The organism is Edwardsiella anguillarum ET080813 (assembly GCF_000264765.2).
GTDB classification, from domain to species: domain Bacteria; phylum Pseudomonadota; class Gammaproteobacteria; order Enterobacterales; family Enterobacteriaceae; genus Edwardsiella; species Edwardsiella anguillarum.
Genome location: NZ_CP006664.1, coordinates 1,595,746 through 1,612,132, shown reverse-complemented (window position 1 = coordinate 1,612,132; position 16,387 = coordinate 1,595,746). Strand labels below are relative to the sequence as shown.

The window sequence follows — 16,387 nt, the reverse complement described above, 5'->3', positions numbered from 1 at the left end:
TTCCGCGGCCGCGCTGCCTATCCTCTTTTTCCCTGTCTATACGCCGCTGATTTGTTTTATTGTGTGATCTGGCTCAAGTTTTTGTCCCTGTGGCCGATAAATCGAACGCTGACTTAACAGTAAACCTGGCCAAGGGATGATCCCATCATGGCGCAGTATTATTTACAGGGAATAATTAATGAATCAACGAATTACAGTCCGTGGCGGACTGCTTGTCATCATCGTTACCTATACCTTATTGTTGTTTTTTATCAGCAGCATGGGAATTTATTTCTTACGCCAGAGCAATCACTCTCTGGCCGTGGTCAATCAGCTGCAGGCCGCTGAGCTGGGCCCGCTGTCTACCGGCTTTAGCGCAACGCTGCGCGCCCGCTCCGCCGCCGCCGTGGCGGCGCGCCAGCTGACGTTGGAACATATTGCCGACGCCGACAGCAGCCGCCGGACGGTAGAGGCCCTACTGACCGAGTCCAACGAGATTATGGCTCAGTTCTCCGCGTTGAAAAAAGTTACCGTGGAGGGGCAGCGTCTGAGCACTCGCCTCGAGCAGAGCTATAACGCCTATATCCAGGATGGCCTGCAGCCGATGGTTCAGGCTCTGGCGGCGCGCAATCTGGATGCCTACTACGCCCTGCTGGAGAATCAGGTCAGCAGTCACTCCACGGAGTACGACCGCGATTTACGCGAGTTTCGGCAGTTTGCTGATACGCTGGGACGTCAGGCGCTAGAGAAGGCGCAGCGGGATTATCAGCGCGCGATGACCCTGATCATTTCCGCCTGCGTCCTGCTGCTGGCGGTCGGAGGCTTCTGCTGGTATGCCCTGCGCGGCATCATTCTGCGGCCGTTGGCGCAGCTGGATGAGCAGGTGGAGCATATCGCCGCCGGAGATCTGGCCCGCCGGCTGGTGCTGAGCGGTCGTTCGGAGATAGCCCAGCTGGGTCGACAGCTGACGCAGATGCAGCAGGCGTTGGCCGGGACGGTACGCCGGGTACGCGACGCCAGCGAGCAGGTTGACGTCGGCGCCCGTGAGCTGCGCGCCGGCAACCGCGATCTGTCGCAGCGCACCGAAGAGCTAGCGGCGTCGCTGGAGGAGACGGCGGCCAGCATGGAGCAGCTGACGGCGACGGTGCGTCAGAATGCGGCCAATGCGGAGCAGGCCAATCAGCTGGCGAGCGGCGTCTCCGACAGCGCGAATCAGGGCGCGGACATCGTCAATGAGGCGATCGTCGGCATGCGCAGCATCTCTCATAGTTCACAGAAGATCGCCGATATTATCACTGTAATCGACGGTATTGCTTTCCAAACCAATATTCTGGCGCTCAATGCGGCGGTAGAGGCGGCGCGCGCCGGTGAGCAGGGTCGCGGCTTTGCCGTGGTGGCCGGTGAGGTGCGCAACCTGGCGCAGCGTAGCGCCCAGTCGGCGAAAGAGATTAAGCTGCTGATCGAAGATTCGGTGCGTCAGGTGAGCGACGGCGAGCGGCGCGTCAGCGCGGCGGCGGAAACCATGGCGAAGATTTCCGCCGAGGTGGTACGCGTGACGGCGCTGATGGCGGAGATCTCCGGCGCCTCTCAGGAGCAGACCCGCGGTATCGAGCAGGTAAACCAGGCTATCGCCCAGATGGATCAGGTGGCGCAGCAAAACGCGGCGCTGGTAGAGGAGTCCACCGCGGCCACGGCGTCGCTGGAGGCACAAAGCGAACAGCTGATGCAGAGTATGGAGAGCTTTAAGCTCGCCTGATCTGCAGGGCGGTGAGGCGCCAGGAGCGCGCCGTCACCGTCGACGATCGCCGTTTCGGATCGCGCCGCAGGGTTGGTTGCCAGCCCTGTGGGGCGTGCGCCGGAGTTACGCGGGCGGCCCGCGAACCCCGGCCCGCATTTCCCGCCTTGATGAGGGGTTTCTGGCGCGACGCCGTTACGGGAGCCCACCGAGTATGTGTATAATCCGAGCGCTATCGTTATCCGCCGGAGCCCCTCATGACCTACCGCATTGCCTTTATCGATGACCACTATATCGTGCGATCCGGCTTCGTACAGCTGCTGGCGCTGGAGGAGGATATGGCGGTGGTCGGTGAGTTTAGCTCGGCGGCAGAGGCGCGGGCCGGCCTGCCGGGGCTGGATGTGCAGGTCTGTATCTGTGATATCTCGATGCCTGATGAAAGCGGTCTGGATCTGCTGGCCGATCTGCCCTCCGGGCTGGCGGTGATCATGCTGTCGATGCACGACAGTGCGGCGCTGGTAGAGTTGGCGCTGGATCGCGGCGCGCGCGGCTTTCTGTCCAAGCGCTGCCGTCCCGAGGATCTGGTCAGCGCGGTACGCACCGTCGCGCAGGGCGGCGTCTATCTGATGCCGGAGATTGCCCAGCAGCTGGCGCGTACCCGTATCGATCCCCTAACCCGCCGCGAGCGCGAGGTGGCGATGATGCTGGCCCAGGGGCTAGAGGTGCGGGAGGTGGCCGAACGTCTCGGCCTGTCGCCGAAAACCGTACACGTCCACCGCGCCAATCTGTTTGTCAAGCTGGGGGTAAACAACAACGTTGAGCTGGCGCACCGCCTGTTGGGACAGTGATGCAGCGTCTGATCTCCAGCATCGCCATCTTCTTTTGCTATACCATCGCCGGATTTTGCCTGTGGGCTATCGGCGCGGCCCTGGTGACTGCGCCCGTCGACGCGCTGCTGCTGTTTCCCTTCGGTCTGCGGATGGGCATTCTGCTGCAGACGCCGCGCCGCTACTGGCCCGGCATTCTGGCCGGCGACGTGGCCGTGCAGCTGTTTTTGAGCTATCAGTTGGGCGGCGGCGGCTGGCTGTGGGGAACCCTGGGGGGACTGCTGCTGTGCATGGCCCTCGCCTGGGCATCGGGAGACTGGCTGCGGCGTCAGCAGCGGCAAGAGGTTGAATGGCGCTGGCCGCTGCAGCAGGGGGCGCTGGTGGCGCTGGCGGCGCTGCTCCAGGCGCTGTCCTGGTCGCTGGCGACCGGCGCCATGCCGGGGCCGGCGCTACTGCTGGGGCTGTGCGGCGGGTTGACGGTGGCACCGACCTGCCTGCTGATTTGGCACTATTTGGCGCAGCAGATTTGGCTGCCGCTGACGCCGGGGATCCTGCATCGCCCGGTCAACCTGCGCCTGCGTCATATCGGCGGCTATCTACTGCTGTTCGCGCTGAGCCTATGGCTGCAGCACCTGGCACAGCACGCCGATCTGCGCCGCTTTGTCCCTTTCTGTCTGGCGATCCCCATCGTCTTCATGTCGTATCGCTATGGCTGGCAGGGGGCGCTGCTGGCCACGCTGCTGAACGGCGTGGTGCTGATCGCGACGGAGCCGCAGGGCGATGCCCCGCACCGCGATCTGCTACTATCGCTGCTGGCGCAGAGTCTGACCGGGATGCTGTTGGGCGCCGGGATCGAGCGGCAGCGCGATCTGAACCGTCAGCTGGCGCAGCGTCTGGCGGAGAACCGTTCGCTGGCCCGTTCGCTGGTCATGGCGCAGGAGATGACCCGGCGGGAGATCGCCCGTGAGCTGCATGATGAGGTTGGGCAGACCATTACGGTGATCCGCACCCAGGCGGGCATCATTCGGCGGCTGAGCGATGAGCCGCGCCTGCTGGCCAGCGCCGAGGCCATCGAAAACCACGCCCTACGGGTATATGACGGCGTACACGATCTGCTGGCGCAGCTGTGGCCGGCATCGCTGAGCAACCTGCCGCTGTCGGCGGCGCTCTCGGCGCTGCTGCGCGATCTGGCACCGCCGGAGCAGGGCACCACGGCGCGGCTACGCTGGCATATCGACGACGCTGCATTGGACGATACCCTGAAAATTACGCTGTACCGCCTGTGTCAGGAGGGGGTGACGAACGCCTGTCGCCACGCGCGGGCCAGTCATATCGAGGTAGAGGGCTGGCAGGACGCCGATGGCCTGCTGCACGTGAGTATCTGCGATGACGGCTGCGGGGTGGATACGCTCAGCCTGACGCCGGGATATGGACTGCGCGGCCTGCGAGAGCGGATCTGCGCCATGGGCGGGGAGCTGCGCTTGGAGAGCCATCAGGGGACCCGGCTGGCTGTGATCCTGCCCGCAGTTTTATCCGGCGAGGTGGAAAACTAGGAGATTTTCTTAGCGGCGGCGGGGGATTTGTATTAGTTATCCCGCGCGCGCGCGCCGCACCATAGCGGCTACAACGATGAGTTTTCACGCACGAGGTATTTCCCCATGTGGTCTTTTCTGAAAAGCCGCACCGACGCGCCCGAGATCCAGGATAGCGCCAAGGTTGATGCAGCCTATAAATACTGGCGCATCCAGCTGATGTGGGTCATGTATGTTGGCTACGCCGCCTTTTACTTTACCCGCAAAAGCTTCAACTTCATCATGCCGGAAATGATCAGCGATCTGGGACTGAGCATGTCCGATATCGGCATCATGGGTACGCTATTCTATATCACCTATGGCTGTTCCAAGTTCATCTCCGGGATGATCAGCGATCGCTCCAACCCGCGCTATTTTATGGGCCTGGGGCTGATCATGACCGGTATTATCAATATCGTCTTCGGGATGAGTTCGTCGCTGCTGGTGCTGGGGGCGCTGTGGATGGTTAACGCCTTCTTCCAGGGCTGGGGCTGGCCGCCGTGCTCGAAGATCCTGACCAGCTGGTATTCACGCGCCGAACGCGGCAGCTGGTGGGCCATCTGGAATACCTCTCATAACGTCGGCGGCGCGCTGATCCCGCTGCTGGTCGGCTTTATTTCTCTGCACTTCAGCTGGCGCTATGGCATGATCATCCCCGGGATTATCGGTATCGTACTGGGGCTGCTGATGTGCTGGCGCCTGCGCGACAAGCCGGTCACGATGGGGCTGCCGAGCGTCGGAAAATGGCGTAATGACGCACTGGAGCTGGTGCAGGAGTCCGAAGGCAAGGGGCTCTCCAATAAAGAGATCATCAAGCGCTATGTGCTGACGAATAAGTACATCTGGCTGCTGGCCGTCTCTTATGTGCTGGTATATATCGTGCGTACCGCGATCAATGACTGGGGTAACCTGTACCTGACCCAGACCAAGGGCTACTCGCTGATGACCGCCAACTCGGCGCTGTCGCTGTTTGAGGTGGGGGGCTTTATCGGTTCTCTGGTCGCCGGCTGGGGCTCCGATAGACTGTTCCGCGGCAACCGCGGCCCGATGAACCTGATCTTCGCTATCGGGATCTTCCTCTCCGTGGCCGCGCTGTGGCTGATGCCGGGCGGCAGCTATGCGCTGCAGGCCGCCTGTTTCTTCTCCATCGGCTTCTTCATCTTTGGTCCGCAGATGCTAATCGGGATGGCCGCCGCCGAGTGTTCTCATAAGGATGCGGCCGGCGCGGCGACCGGTTTTGTCGGCCTGTTCGCCTATCTGGGGGCGGCGCTTTCCGGTTATCCAATCGCCCGGGTGATGGAGGTGTGGCACTGGAACGGCTTTTTCGTCGTGATTTCCGTGGCGGCCTGTCTGTCTGCGCTGTTTCTGCTGCCGTTCCTGCGCGCGCAGAAGGCCGAGAGCAAAGCGCCGCCGGCGGTGCAGGTTAACGCCTGAGTTCGCTATGGTGCGATAAAAAAGGCATGGCTTCGGCCATGCTTTTTGCTATCTGAAGGCGGGAAACTGTGGCTAAAATGCAGGCAACGGGATGGATTTAGCGTCGGATGGCCGGTTTTCTCAACAAACGGCGGCCGTAATGCAAAAAGGGGGTTGACGGCGGGTGAGGCTAGCAGTAACATGCGCTCCGCATTCGGCGAGTAGCGCAGCCTGGTAGCGCAACACGTTCGGGACGTGTGGGTCGGAGGTTCGAATCCTCTCTCGCCGACCAAATTCCTGAGAAACCCAGCCTTTACGGCTGGGTTTTTTGCGTTATGGCGGCTTTACAGTCAAACGTAAAAAGCCGGGCCTCTGTGGGCGTTAAGGTGTTGACGACGGGTAGCGCTAGCAGTAACATGCGCTCCGCATTCGGCGAGTAGCGCAGCCTGGTAGCGCAACACGTTCGGGACGTGTGGGTCGGAGGTTCGAATCCTCTCTCGCCGACCAAATTCCTGAAAAGCCCAGCCTTTACGGCTGGGCTTTTTGCATTGTGGCCGGGGTGGCGCGGGTCGTCCTTAGCGCTCCTGGCGGCGAATAAAGTCGACGCAGCGCGGCGCGGCGATGCGCCGGTAGTCGGCGCAGTTTAGGATCAGCGAGCGCTCCAGCGTGCCGGCGTTAAAGGCCAGCTCCTCAAAGCGGGTAAACAGCAGCGGATCGGCGACCAGCAGCAGGTCGGGATGCAGGCTGAAGGGAGGGATCGCGCCAAAGAGGCAATCGGTCAGCGTGCTGACCTCTGCCGGACTGGCCAACGAGGCACGGGTCCCGCCGATGCCCTGCGCCAGCGCGCTGAGATCGGCCTGCTGATCGGCGGGCAGCACCGCTAGCACATGCTGCTTTACCCCATTCCCCTTGACGTGGCAGACCAGCGCCTTGGCGCCCTGGCCGAGCTGGGTACCGCGAATTTTGGCCACCTCTTCTGATTTCCCCGCGCTGGGGTGTTCAACGACGCGATAGCGTGCGCCTTGGCTGTCCAGCAGCCGCTGCAGCTGTTCAAACGTTGCCTGTGACACCGTATTTCTCCCATTGATGATGATGCCTGCGATCATAGCGCGAAGGCGTGGCTACGCCTGAGGCCGTTTCCGCAAAAATGGCCGCTGCGACGCGCGGACTCCCGTTTTCAGCAGAATTTTCCCCTGTCTTAATGGCACTTTCCCGGGTTAACTGTGCATATATTCGACATCTGAGATAAATTTTTTCGCCGGCGGCGGTAGGGAGATCGACTGGTAAAATTTTGTTACATGGTGGAATGCACGTCACAATTTCACCGTGGGCAGATTTCGACCTATCTGTGAGGTTTATTTATCCTTTTTTATACAAAAATATTGCCTATTTATTAGGCGATAAATTGTATTTTGTCATATTGACGTCAACCGGAACACTTGAGAGATTGGGGCGTATAAGGTGAAAACAGCGCTTCAGGATTGTGCATCTATTCGCTGATGGACTGCCCGATGAGTCGTTCCTCGCCGGGATATCGTCTACCCACCTTGGCCGCTCAGGCCGCCGCCGGACGGATCGTACAGAAAAAAACAGAGATCCGCCGGTCACACAACATCACAGTATGGAGTTCAATGTTATGTCTTCCAAGAATCACGTATCTACGGGGCGTGGCGCAGGCGTCGTCGCGCTGAAATGGGGCGTCGGCCTGCTCGCGCTGGCGATCGCCGGCAGCCTGCAGGCAAAGACCCTGGTGTACTGTTCTGAGGGATCTCCGGAGGGGTTTAACCCGCAGCTGTTTACCTCGGGTACCACCTATGATGCTAGCGCGGTCCCTATCTATAACCGTCTGATTGAGTTTAAGAACGGGAGCACGGAGATCGAGCCCGGGCTGGCGGAGAGCTGGGAGGTCAGCCCCGATGGCAAGACCTATACCTTCCATCTGCGCAAGGGGGTGAAGTGGCAGGGCAGCAAGCTGTTTAAGCCGACCCGCGACTTCAACGCCGACGACGTGGTGTTCTCCTTCGAACGTCAGCGCGATCCGAACCACCCGTACCACAAGGTCTCCGGCGGCAGCTATGAGTACTTTCAGGGGATGGGGCTGCCGGAGCTGATCGCCAAGGTCGAAAAAGTGAACGATAGCACGGTGCGCATTGAGCTGAATCACCCGGAGTCACCGTTCCTGGCGGATTTGGCGATGGACTTCGCATCGATCCTGTCCGCCGAATATGCCGATGCGATGATGAAGGCGGGCACGCCGGAGAAGATCGATCTGGAGCCGCTGGGCACCGGTCCCTTCCAACTGATGCAGTACCAGAAGGATTCGAAGATCCTCTATAAAGCCAACAAAGACTACTGGGGCCCACAGCCGAAGATCGACCGCCTGGTGTTCTCCATTACGCCGGATGCCTCGGTGCGCTATGCCAAGCTGCAGAAGAATGAGTGTCAGGTGATGCCGTACCCGAACCCGGCGGATCTGGCGCGCATGAAGCAGGATAAGAATATTACTCTGTTGGAGCAGCCGGGGCTTAACGTGGGCTACCTGTCGTTTAACGTCGATAAAAAGCCGCTGGATAACGTCAAGGTGCGCCAGGCGCTGACCATGGCAGTCAACAAACCGGCCATCATTGAGGCCGTCTATCAGAAGGCCGGTCAGCCGGCGAAAAACCTGATACCGCCGACCATGTGGGGCTATAACGACGCGATTAAGGATTATCCGTACGATCCGGAGAAGGCCAAGGCGCTGCTGAAGGAGGCCGGTTTGGCCGATGGATTCAGCATCGATCTGTGGGCGATGCCGGTACAGCGTCCTTATAACCCTAACGCGCGCCGTATGGCCGAGATGATCCAGGCGGACTGGGACAAGATCGGCGTGAAGGCCAAGATTGTGACCTACGAGTGGGGGGAGTACCTCAAGCGCGCTAAAGACGGCGAACACCAGGCGGTGATGATGGGTTGGACCGGCGATAACGGCGATCCGGACAACTTCTTCGCCACGCTGTTCAGCTGCGATGCGGCCAAGCAGGGCTCCAACTATTCCCGCTGGTGCTATCAGCCGTTTGAGGCGGTGATTCAGCCGGCGCGCGCCGAGGCGGACCAGGCCAAGCGCGCCGAGCTGTATCGCCAGGCCCAGGTGATAATGCATGACCAGGCACCGGCGCTGATCATCGCCCACTCCACCGTCTATGAGCCGGTGCGCAAAGAGGTGAAGGGCTATGTCGTGGATCCGCTGGGCAAACATCACTTCAATCAGGTCTCCCTGGAGTAATCCAGCCGCCCCTCAAGGGGGAGGGACTTCGTGAACCGTACCGCCGCATGGCCGTGAGGCCTGGCGGTATCCGGGGCCAGGCGCTGCGCACTCTTGCGCAGCGCAGCGGGCCGGCGGATGGGTGCCGGCCAACTACAGAGAGTTCGGGCTATGCTGCAGTTTATTCTCCGGCGTTTGGGGCTGGTCATCCCAACGTTTATCGGCATTACGTTGCTGACATTCGCGTTTGTTCACATGATCCCCGGCGATCCGGTGATGATCATGGCGGGCGAGCGCGGGATCTCCGCGGAGCGTCATGCTCAGATCATGGCTGAGATGGGGCTGGATAAGCCGCTATATCAGCAATACTTCATCTATATCGACGACGTGCTGCACGGCAACCTCGGTCAGTCCTTGAAGAGCCGAACCCCGGTGTGGCAGGAGTTTGTGCCGCGCTTTCAGGCGACGCTAGAGTTGGGGATCTGCGCCATGCTGTTCGCGGTGCTGCTGGGGATCCCTATCGGGGTGCTGGCGGCCGTCAAGCGGGGGTCGATCTTTGACCATACGGCGGTCGGCGTGGCGCTGACCGGCTACTCCATGCCGATTTTCTGGTGGGGCATGATGCTGATCATGCTGGTCTCGGTCAATCTGGATTTGACGCCGGTCTCCGGGCGCATCAGCGATACGGTCTTTCTGGACGATAGTCACCCGTTGACCGGCTTTATGCTGATCGACACCCTGCTGTGGGGGGAACCGGGGGACTTTAAGGATGCGGTGATGCACCTGATTCTGCCCTCTATCGTACTGGGCACCATTCCACTGGCGGTGATCGTGCGCATGACCCGCTCGGCGATGCTGGAGGTGCTGAGCGAGGACTATATCCGCACCGCCCGCGCCAAGGGGCTGAGCCGCCTGCGGGTGATCGTGGTGCATGCCCTGCGCAATGCGCTGCTGCCGGTGGTGACGGTGATCGGCCTGCAGGTCGGTACGCTGCTGGCCGGAGCCATCCTGACGGAGACCATCTTCTCCTGGCCGGGGCTGGGGCGCTGGCTGATCGATGGCCTGCAGCGCCGCGACTATCCGGTGGTGCAGGGCGGCGTTCTGCTGGTCGCCAGCATGATCATTCTGGTTAACCTGCTGGTCGACGTGCTGTACGGCATCGTTAACCCGCGTATCCGTCATAAACACTAGGAGGCCGCTGATGTCTGAACCAACAACGGCCGCGACGACGGCTACCTCATCCGGTGTCCCGGCACCGCGGCCGATGACGCCGCTGCAGGAGTTCTGGCACTATTTTCGCCGCAATAAAGGCGCCGTCGCAGGGCTTATCTACGTGGCGATCGTGGTGGTGGTGGCGCTGGGGGCCAATGTCATTGCGCCGCACCTGCCGCAGGAGCAGTTCCGCGATGCGCTGCTGCGTCCGCCGGTCTGGGAGAGCGGCGGCAGCTGGCGCTTTATTCTGGGCACCGATGACGTGGGGCGCGACGTGCTGTCGCGGTTGATTTACGGCGCCCGTCTGTCGCTGCTGGTGGGCTGTCTGGTGGTCGCGCTGTCGCTGATCCTCGGGGTGGTGCTGGGGCTGCTGGCGGGCTACTTTGGCAGCGCGGTGGATGCGCTGATCATGCGGGTGGTCGATATCATGCTGGCGCTGCCGAGCCTGCTGCTGGCGCTGGTGCTGGTGGCCATATTCGGCCCCTCTATCGTGAATGTGTCGCTGGCGCTGACCTTTGTGGCGCTGCCGCACTATGTCCGCCTTACGCGCGCCGCGGTATTGGCGGAGGTGCATCGCGACTACGTGACCGCCTCCGGGGTGGCCGGCGCCGGTGCGCTGCGCCAGATGTTCGTCAATATCCTGCCCAACTGCCTGGCGCCGCTGATTGTGCAGGCGTCGCTGGGTTTTTCTAATGCGATCCTCGATATGGCCGCGCTGGGTTTCCTGGGAATGGGCGCCCAGCCGCCGACGCCGGAGTGGGGCACCATGCTGTCCGATGTGCTGCAGTTCGCCCAGAGCGCCTGGTGGGTGGTGACCTTCCCCGGACTGGCCATTCTGTTGACGGTATTGGCGTTTAACCTAATGGGCGACGGCCTGCGCGATGCGCTGGATCCGAAGCTGAAGCAGTAAGGAGAGGGACATGGCATTACTGGATGTAGATCAGCTATCGGTGCATTTCGGCGACGATAGCGCCCCTTTCCGTGCGGTTGACCGCATCAGCTACCAGGTTGAACAGGGAGAGGTGGTGGGGATTGTCGGTGAGTCCGGCTCCGGCAAATCGGTCAGCTCGCTGGCCATTATGGGGCTGATCGATTTTCCTGGGCGGGTGACGGCACAGCGACTGAGCTTTAACGGCGCCGATCTGCAGCGTATCTCCGAGCGGGAGCGACGCCAGCTGGTGGGGGCCGAGGTGGCGATGATATTCCAAGACCCGATGACCAGCCTGAATCCCTGCTACACCGTGGGATTTCAGATTATGGAGGCGCTGAAGGTGCATCAGGGAGGTAACCGGCGCACCCGGCGCCAGCGCGCCATCGATCTGCTTACTCAGGTCGGCATTCCCGATCCGGCGTCGCGTCTGTCGGTCTATCCGCACCAGCTTTCCGGCGGTATGAGTCAGCGGGTGATGATCGCCATGGCGATCGCCTGCCGTCCCAAGCTGCTGATTGCCGATGAGCCGACCACCGCGCTGGATGTGACCATTCAGGCGCAGATCATCGAACTGCTGCTGGCGCTGCAGCAGCGGGAAAATATGGCGCTGGTGCTGATCACCCACGACCTGGCGCTGGTGGCGGAGGCGGCGCATAAGATCATCGTGATGTACGCCGGGCAGGTAGTGGAGTCCGGGCTGGCCGGCGAGATTTTCCACACGCCGCGCCACCCCTATACCCAGGCGCTGCTGCGGGCGCTGCCCGAGTTTGCGGTGGACGGCGAGCGTCTGGTGTCGCTGCCGGGGGTGGTGCCGGGTAAGTACGATCGCCCGACGGGCTGCCTGCTCAATCCGCGCTGCCCCTATGCGACCGAGCAGTGTCGGCGCGAGGAGCCGTCGCTGCGCCGCCTGCACGGGCGGGCGGTGAAGTGCCACACCCCATTGGACGACGCCGGGAGGCCGACAGCATGAGTGAAGCCATATTACAGGCGCCGTTACTGCAGGCGGTGGATCTGAAAAAGCATTATCCGGTCAAGAGCGGGCTATTTTCCCAAGAAAGGCTGGTCAAGGCGCTGGATGGGGTCTCGTTCAGCCTGGAACGGGGAAAAACCCTGGCGGTGGTCGGGGAGTCCGGCTGCGGTAAGTCGACGCTGGGACGCCTGCTGACGATGATCGAAGCGCCGAGCGCCGGCGAGCTCTATTATCGGGGCCAGGATCTGCTGCAGCCCGATGCGCAGGCGCAAAAGCTGCGTCGCCAGAAGATCCAGATCGTGTTCCAGAACCCCTACGCCTCGCTGAACCCGCGCAAGAAGGTCGGCGCGATCCTTGAGGAGCCGCTGCGGATCAATACGCCGCTGTCGCGCGATCAGCGGCGCGAACGGGCGCTGGCGATGATGGCGCGGGTCGGTCTAAAGACCGAGCACTACGATCGCTATCCGCATATGTTTTCCGGCGGCCAGCGCCAGCGCATCGCTATTGCCCGCGGCCTGATGTTAAATCCGGACGTGGTGATCGCCGATGAGCCGGTGTCGGCGCTCGATGTGTCGGTGCGTGCCCAGGTGCTCAATTTGATGATGGATCTGCAGCGGGAGCTGGGGCTCTCCTATGTCTTTATCTCACATGATCTGTCGGTGGTGGAGCATATCGCCGATGAGGTGATGGTGATGTACCTGGGGCGCTGCGTCGAGAAGGGCAGCAAGGCGGCGGTGTTCGGCAATCCGCGTCACCCCTATACCCAGGCGCTGTTGTCGGCGACGCCGCGGCTGAATCCGCAGATGCGCCGCGAGCGGATCAAGCTGAGCGGGGAGCTGCCCAGCCCGTTTAATCCGCCGCCCGGCTGTGCCTTTAACGCCCGCTGCCGCTGCGCCTTTGAGACCTGTCGCCAGCTGCAGCCGCCGCTGCGTCGCTATGGCGATCAGATGATCGCCTGTTTTGCCGTGGAGAAGGAGGTGGGGGCCTAGCGGCCCCGGCGCGATAATAAAAAAAAGAGCCGTGAGCCGGCTCTTTTTTTATGGTGGCGTCGCCGTGGCTACTGTGGGTAGGGCACCCAGTCCCCGCCGTTGAGACGTACATAGGGTTTTCCCTGATACATCATGACGATGGCGTTATCGTTTTCCGACACGGCGGCGCTTTGGGGAAGGTTGCTGACCAGCGCCTGCCAGTCGACGCTGGGCTGGGTGAAGATCTTGCCATCCAGGCTGCGAACGACCAGCTCGGAGAGGGCCAGATAGCTGCTCGGCCGATCGACCAATACCGGCGAGGCCGGCGCCGGCGCCTTCATACCGCTGAAGATGACGCCGACCGGCACGTGGGTGATTGACATGCTGGGGATATCGCGGAGTCCGGCCATCTGCATCTTGTCACCGACTACCGCCGCGCCGTGCTCTGGTACGATCACCACCATCACCCGGCGTCCGGATCTCTCCAGATCGTCCAGAAAGCCGTTGAGCTGGTCGAGCAGGGTCTGGGCCCGCGGCTTAAAGTCGGCTCCCCGATTGGCACCGATAAAGCGGTTACCGTCGTGCAGGGCGATCAGGTTGACGAAGCTGGCCGTGCGTGCGTCGCCCAGCTTTTCGGTACTGCTCAACCAGCGTTGGAGCAGCGCCAGATCGTTGGTGATGGGTTCGCCATTGAATGCGGTCAGCTCGACCGGTAGGCCGGCGTTGGCGCTGAGGGGAGCCTGCATGTTGCCAAATTGGCGTAGGTGTGCCAGATAGTCGCCGAAAACCCCGGAATGATCCAGCGCGAGCTCTTGCCGGAAGCCCAGCCGGGCCAGGTTGGCCATCAGATCGCACTGAGTCGGAACGGGGCTGTAGAGCATCTTATGCGAGGACTGACCGCAGCTGGCGCGCATGATGCGGATGGCGGCCGGACCGCTGTAGGCGGTGGCGGAGTTAAAGTCGTTGAACAGAATATCCATCCGTTTCCACAGCGGATGATCCTGCAGGCCGGCGGCGCTGAGATCGCTCCAGGAGAGGGAGCAGATATTGAGGATCAAGAGATCGAAGGGCTGGGCATCGGCCGGCAGGGCCGCGGGAAAATGGGTTTGCCGCTGTTGTTCGCTGGCGTAAAAGCGATCCAGCCAGTCGTTCAGGCTGCTATTGTTGGGCGCGGCGCTCTGCGCCGGGATCTCCGCAGCGCTGACGGCTGAGATCGGTGTATTGCCTGGCGTGGACAGACTGCTCGCCGGGGGGGCGGCCGTGGCCGCACCCTGCTGCAGGCTGAGCTGTGGAATGCCAATGCTGCCCAGATTGACCCATACCAGGGCAAGAATGGTAAACGTGGTAATCCGAATCCACTGGGTGAGAAACAGGTAGGCGACGGTGATCACCAGCGCCGCGCCGATCATGGTCCAGTTAATAAAACGCAGCGTTAAATCCCAGGCATAGGCCGCGCTGAAGTGGCTCCACTGATCGCGCTGGTGCGCAATACTGCTTAGCCCCGGTAGCCAGGTGTCGTGGTAAAACAGCGCCACTCCGATGGGGATAGCCAGCCAGCTGCGCCAGCGGTGCAGATGCGCCGAGGGCAGGGGAAACAGCAGAAAGGCTAAAAAGATAATGTTGGCGAAAGGGTGAAAATTAAGATAGCCGTACCACAGTAGCGCCAGCTTCAGTAAAAAATAGAGATTCCAGCCGCCTAGCCCGTGCCAGCGGTAGCCCCGTTCAGAGAAAACGCCCTGCTGCTCAGTGTGTTTTGCCATGCTTATCTACCCTAGCGGAGAGTGGGCGGCGGTGCAGTACCGTCACCCGTTGAAGATAACGGGTCGGGAAAATCGTCCTCCGCAGCGTTCGTAGAGGATGAGGGTAATACTTGTGCAGGTAAAAACCGCCGGGCAGCATGACCAGCGCGCACAGAACGAGGATCTGCAGAATATCCGTAATCGTCATCATGATGAGGGCTCCCGTGACGTCATCCCGAGGGTCAGCCGCCGGGGGACGCGTCGTGGCGGCGGCATCGCTGTATCCGCCGGCGCGCTGACCGGCTGTGGAGGAAGCGACTCGGGCGGCGGCCCTTGCGTGGGCGTCTCACTGCGCATACGCGTCAGCTCCAGCATCAGCTCTGCATCCTGGTGCCATAGGCGGCGGTGGATGAAGAGCTCCTCGACGGGCAGCGGGAAGATAAAGCGCAGTGCGGTGTCCAGTTCATGCGGGCGGCAGTAGGCCAGGAACAGGACCAGAGATTGCCCGTCCAGAGTGACTAAATCGCCGTCACGGCGCAGGTTGCAGAGTTTTAGCACCTGTTCGGCATCTATTCCGGAAACCGGCCGTAAGGAGGCTAGCGTGCCGCGTCCGTCGTGCGGTATCAGCGGGTTGTCCAGGAGGTCGAGCAATAGCGTGCAGAACTGCGCTTTGGTCTGGTAGCCGCGCAGCTTGAGCGGCCGCAGGGCGTCGAGCAACGTGGTGATATTGGCCGGCACGTGGCGTAAAAACGTGTGTCCCTGCAGTCCTTCCAGACTCACCAGCGCGTTGGACAGCGTGGCGTGTAGCGGGATGACCACATTGGCGCCGCAGGCCAGCAGCAGGCGTTCATCGCTGCTGCGCTGTACAACCGCCTGCTCTCGCACTGCTATTTTCAGTGCATTGCCGCGCTGGCGGCGCAGCGTGTGGATTTGCCGCGCCAGATCGTCCACCTGATCGCTTTGCATCAGTGAAAAGACCAGGGTTGCCGCCTGCGCCGCCAGCGCGGCGGTAAACAGTTCATGGTTAGACGTAAACAAGTGCCAGTGCTCAGAGAGCGGGGGGGCGCCCTCCAGGATCGCGGCGTGCGCCAGATAGCTATCTTCATCACTATGGGGCTGTGGCGGTGGCAGGGTGGTTTCTACATTGGCCTGCCAGCCCTGTGACGTGTGGGTTAGCGGAATATTCTGCTGAGCCGAAACGCCCCGCTCATTACACCAAAAGGCGACATCATAGAGCCAGCGATCCAGCTGCCAGCGTAGGCTGGCGAGCCCTGAGACGAGGCGATTCAATGGAGCTAATTGATTTCGTAGGATATCGGTTCCTGCACCGTGGCTGATGACGAGCAGCGTCGCGTTGCAGCGCTGTAGCCAACGATGGATGTGGTTTATCCAGCGGTTTATCCCATCGGCGGAGAGCGTGGTCAGGTCGGTCGCAGGGAGCAGTAGGATAAACAGCGAAGATGCTGGGCCCATTAGACGGGTTAACTCATCCGGCAGCGCCATCAGCGCCGTTAGCGTCGGCGTCAGGCGATAAACAGGCAGAGACGCAGGGCCTTGCGAATAGTCCTCCGCCAACGCTGACGTCACCTGTATATCGTGACCCGCCTCAATAAGCGTGACGTGGGTACTTTCCGGCTGGGCAAGAATCGTTTGACGGCACAGGCCAGACACATCCTGTGTGCGATCGATATTCAGCCAATAAAGGCCGTGCGTTTGCACTGTCTGGAGCTCATCCCACAGGTGTGGGATACCGAGCGTAAATGATTGCGCCATGGTATATCGACTTTGTGAGAATAGA

Annotated in this window: 13 protein-coding genes and 2 tRNA genes; 11 read left to right on the top strand and 4 right to left on the bottom strand. The window is 61.4% G+C overall.

The genetic code is table 11. From position 1 onward, the window contains the following. Positions 1 to 178 precede the first annotated feature (178 nt). The 6 genes from ETEE_RS07235 to ETEE_RS07210 all read left to right on the top strand — a co-directional run bounded on the left by ETEE_RS07235 (position 179) and on the right by ETEE_RS07210 (position 6,032). Entirely contained in the window at positions 179 to 1,735 is a 1,557-nt protein-coding gene (locus tag ETEE_RS07235; protein ID WP_034164026.1) for a methyl-accepting chemotaxis protein, read from the top strand. Between the two features lie 236 nt (positions 1,736 to 1,971). Beyond that, entirely contained in the window at positions 1,972 to 2,562 is a 591-nt protein-coding gene (uhpA, locus tag ETEE_RS07230; RefSeq protein ID WP_012850195.1) for a response regulator transcription factor UhpA, read from the top strand. After that, complete coding sequence (gene uhpB, locus ETEE_RS07225) at positions 2,562 to 4,094, top strand: signal transduction histidine-protein kinase/phosphatase UhpB (RefSeq protein ID WP_034164025.1); 1,533 nt, start codon at positions 2,562 to 2,564, stop codon at positions 4,092 to 4,094. The genes uhpA and uhpB overlap by 1 nt, the downstream gene beginning before the upstream one ends. A gap of 105 nt (positions 4,095 to 4,199) precedes the next feature. After that, on the top strand, positions 4,200 to 5,546 hold the full coding sequence (gene uhpC, locus ETEE_RS07220) for an MFS transporter (RefSeq protein ID WP_034164024.1): 1,347 nt from the start codon (positions 4,200 to 4,202) through the stop codon (positions 5,544 to 5,546). Between the two features lie 194 nt (positions 5,547 to 5,740). Beyond that, positions 5,741 to 5,817: transfer RNA gene (locus ETEE_RS07215), tRNA-Pro, on the top strand. Positions 5,818 to 5,955: 138 nt separating this feature from the next. Next, positions 5,956 to 6,032, top strand: a tRNA-Pro gene (locus ETEE_RS07210). A 68-nt stretch (positions 6,033 to 6,100) separates the two neighbouring features. On the opposite strand, the gene ETEE_RS07205 is transcribed toward ETEE_RS07210, so the two are convergent. Continuing rightward, positions 6,101 to 6,595: a YbaK/prolyl-tRNA synthetase associated domain-containing protein gene (locus ETEE_RS07205; RefSeq protein ID WP_034164085.1), complete on the bottom strand. Its 495-nt coding sequence runs from the start codon at positions 6,593 to 6,595 to the stop codon at positions 6,101 to 6,103. A 566-nt stretch (positions 6,596 to 7,161) separates the two neighbouring features. Here ETEE_RS07205 and dppA point away from each other — a divergent pair. The 5 genes from dppA to dppF all read left to right on the top strand — a co-directional run bounded on the left by dppA (position 7,162) and on the right by dppF (position 12,871). Continuing rightward, on the top strand, positions 7,162 to 8,790 hold the full coding sequence (gene dppA, locus ETEE_RS07200; protein ID WP_034164023.1) for a dipeptide ABC transporter periplasmic-binding protein DppA: 1,629 nt from the start codon (positions 7,162 to 7,164) through the stop codon (positions 8,788 to 8,790). A 150-nt stretch (positions 8,791 to 8,940) separates the two neighbouring features. After that, positions 8,941 to 9,960: a dipeptide ABC transporter permease DppB gene (gene dppB / locus ETEE_RS07195; RefSeq protein WP_012850190.1), complete on the top strand. Its 1,020-nt coding sequence runs from the start codon at positions 8,941 to 8,943 to the stop codon at positions 9,958 to 9,960. A 10-nt stretch (positions 9,961 to 9,970) separates the two neighbouring features. Then, on the top strand, positions 9,971 to 10,891 hold the full coding sequence (dppC, locus tag ETEE_RS07190) for a dipeptide ABC transporter permease DppC (protein ID WP_034164022.1): 921 nt from the start codon (positions 9,971 to 9,973) through the stop codon (positions 10,889 to 10,891). A gap of 10 nt (positions 10,892 to 10,901) precedes the next feature. Continuing rightward, complete coding sequence (gene dppD, locus ETEE_RS07185) at positions 10,902 to 11,882, top strand: dipeptide ABC transporter ATP-binding protein (protein ID WP_034164021.1); 981 nt, start codon at positions 10,902 to 10,904, stop codon at positions 11,880 to 11,882. Beyond that, complete coding sequence (gene dppF / locus ETEE_RS07180; RefSeq protein WP_034164019.1) at positions 11,879 to 12,871, top strand: dipeptide ABC transporter ATP-binding subunit DppF; 993 nt, start codon at positions 11,879 to 11,881, stop codon at positions 12,869 to 12,871. The genes dppD and dppF overlap by 4 nt, the downstream gene beginning before the upstream one ends. Positions 12,872 to 12,939: 68 nt before the next feature. Here the strand turns inward: dppF and bcsG are convergent, their stop codons facing one another. Genes bcsG through bcsE form a run of 3 tightly spaced genes read right to left on the bottom strand, consistent with a single transcriptional unit; the run spans position 12,940 to position 16,362 of the window. Then, the gene (gene bcsG, locus ETEE_RS07175) at positions 12,940 to 14,610 is read right to left on the bottom strand and encodes a cellulose biosynthesis protein BcsG (RefSeq protein WP_034164018.1); all 1,671 of its coding nucleotides are present in this window, start codon (positions 14,608 to 14,610) and stop codon (positions 12,940 to 12,942) included. Then, positions 14,594 to 14,800 (bottom strand): cellulose biosynthesis protein BcsF, encoded by a 207-nt coding sequence (gene bcsF / locus ETEE_RS07170; protein ID WP_012850185.1) that lies wholly within the window; start codon positions 14,798 to 14,800, stop codon positions 14,594 to 14,596. The genes bcsG and bcsF overlap by 17 nt, the downstream gene beginning before the upstream one ends. Beyond that, positions 14,797 to 16,362, bottom strand: a complete 1,566-nt coding sequence (gene bcsE / locus ETEE_RS07165) for a cellulose biosynthesis protein BcsE (protein WP_034164017.1) — start codon at positions 16,360 to 16,362, stop codon at positions 14,797 to 14,799. Before bcsE ends, bcsF begins: the two co-directional genes overlap by 4 nt. Between the last annotated feature and the right edge of the window lie 25 nt (positions 16,363 to 16,387).

Bases quoted from the DNA above. Each gene is read 5' to 3' on its own strand.
- dppB (WP_012850190.1), top strand. From the start codon at position 8,941: ATGCTGCAGTTTATTCTCCGGCGTTTGGGGCTGGTCATCCCAACGTTT.
- bcsF (WP_012850185.1), bottom strand. From the start codon at position 14,800: ATGATGACGATTACGGATATTCTGCAGATCCTCGTTCTGTGCGCGCTG.
- dppC (WP_034164022.1), top strand. From the start codon at position 9,971: ATGTCTGAACCAACAACGGCCGCGACGACGGCTACCTCATCCGGTGTC.
- dppD (WP_034164021.1), top strand. From the start codon at position 10,902: ATGGCATTACTGGATGTAGATCAGCTATCGGTGCATTTCGGCGACGAT.
- uhpC (WP_034164024.1), top strand. From the start codon at position 4,200: ATGTGGTCTTTTCTGAAAAGCCGCACCGACGCGCCCGAGATCCAGGAT.
- ETEE_RS07235 (WP_034164026.1), top strand. From the start codon at position 179: ATGAATCAACGAATTACAGTCCGTGGCGGACTGCTTGTCATCATCGTT.
- dppA (WP_034164023.1), top strand. From the start codon at position 7,162: ATGTCTTCCAAGAATCACGTATCTACGGGGCGTGGCGCAGGCGTCGTC.
- dppF (WP_034164019.1), top strand. From the start codon at position 11,879: ATGAGTGAAGCCATATTACAGGCGCCGTTACTGCAGGCGGTGGATCTG.
- uhpA (WP_012850195.1), top strand. From the start codon at position 1,972: ATGACCTACCGCATTGCCTTTATCGATGACCACTATATCGTGCGATCC.
- uhpB (WP_034164025.1), top strand. From the start codon at position 2,562: ATGCAGCGTCTGATCTCCAGCATCGCCATCTTCTTTTGCTATACCATC.
- bcsG (WP_034164018.1), bottom strand. From the start codon at position 14,610: ATGGCAAAACACACTGAGCAGCAGGGCGTTTTCTCTGAACGGGGCTAC.
- bcsE (WP_034164017.1), bottom strand. From the start codon at position 16,362: ATGGCGCAATCATTTACGCTCGGTATCCCACACCTGTGGGATGAGCTC.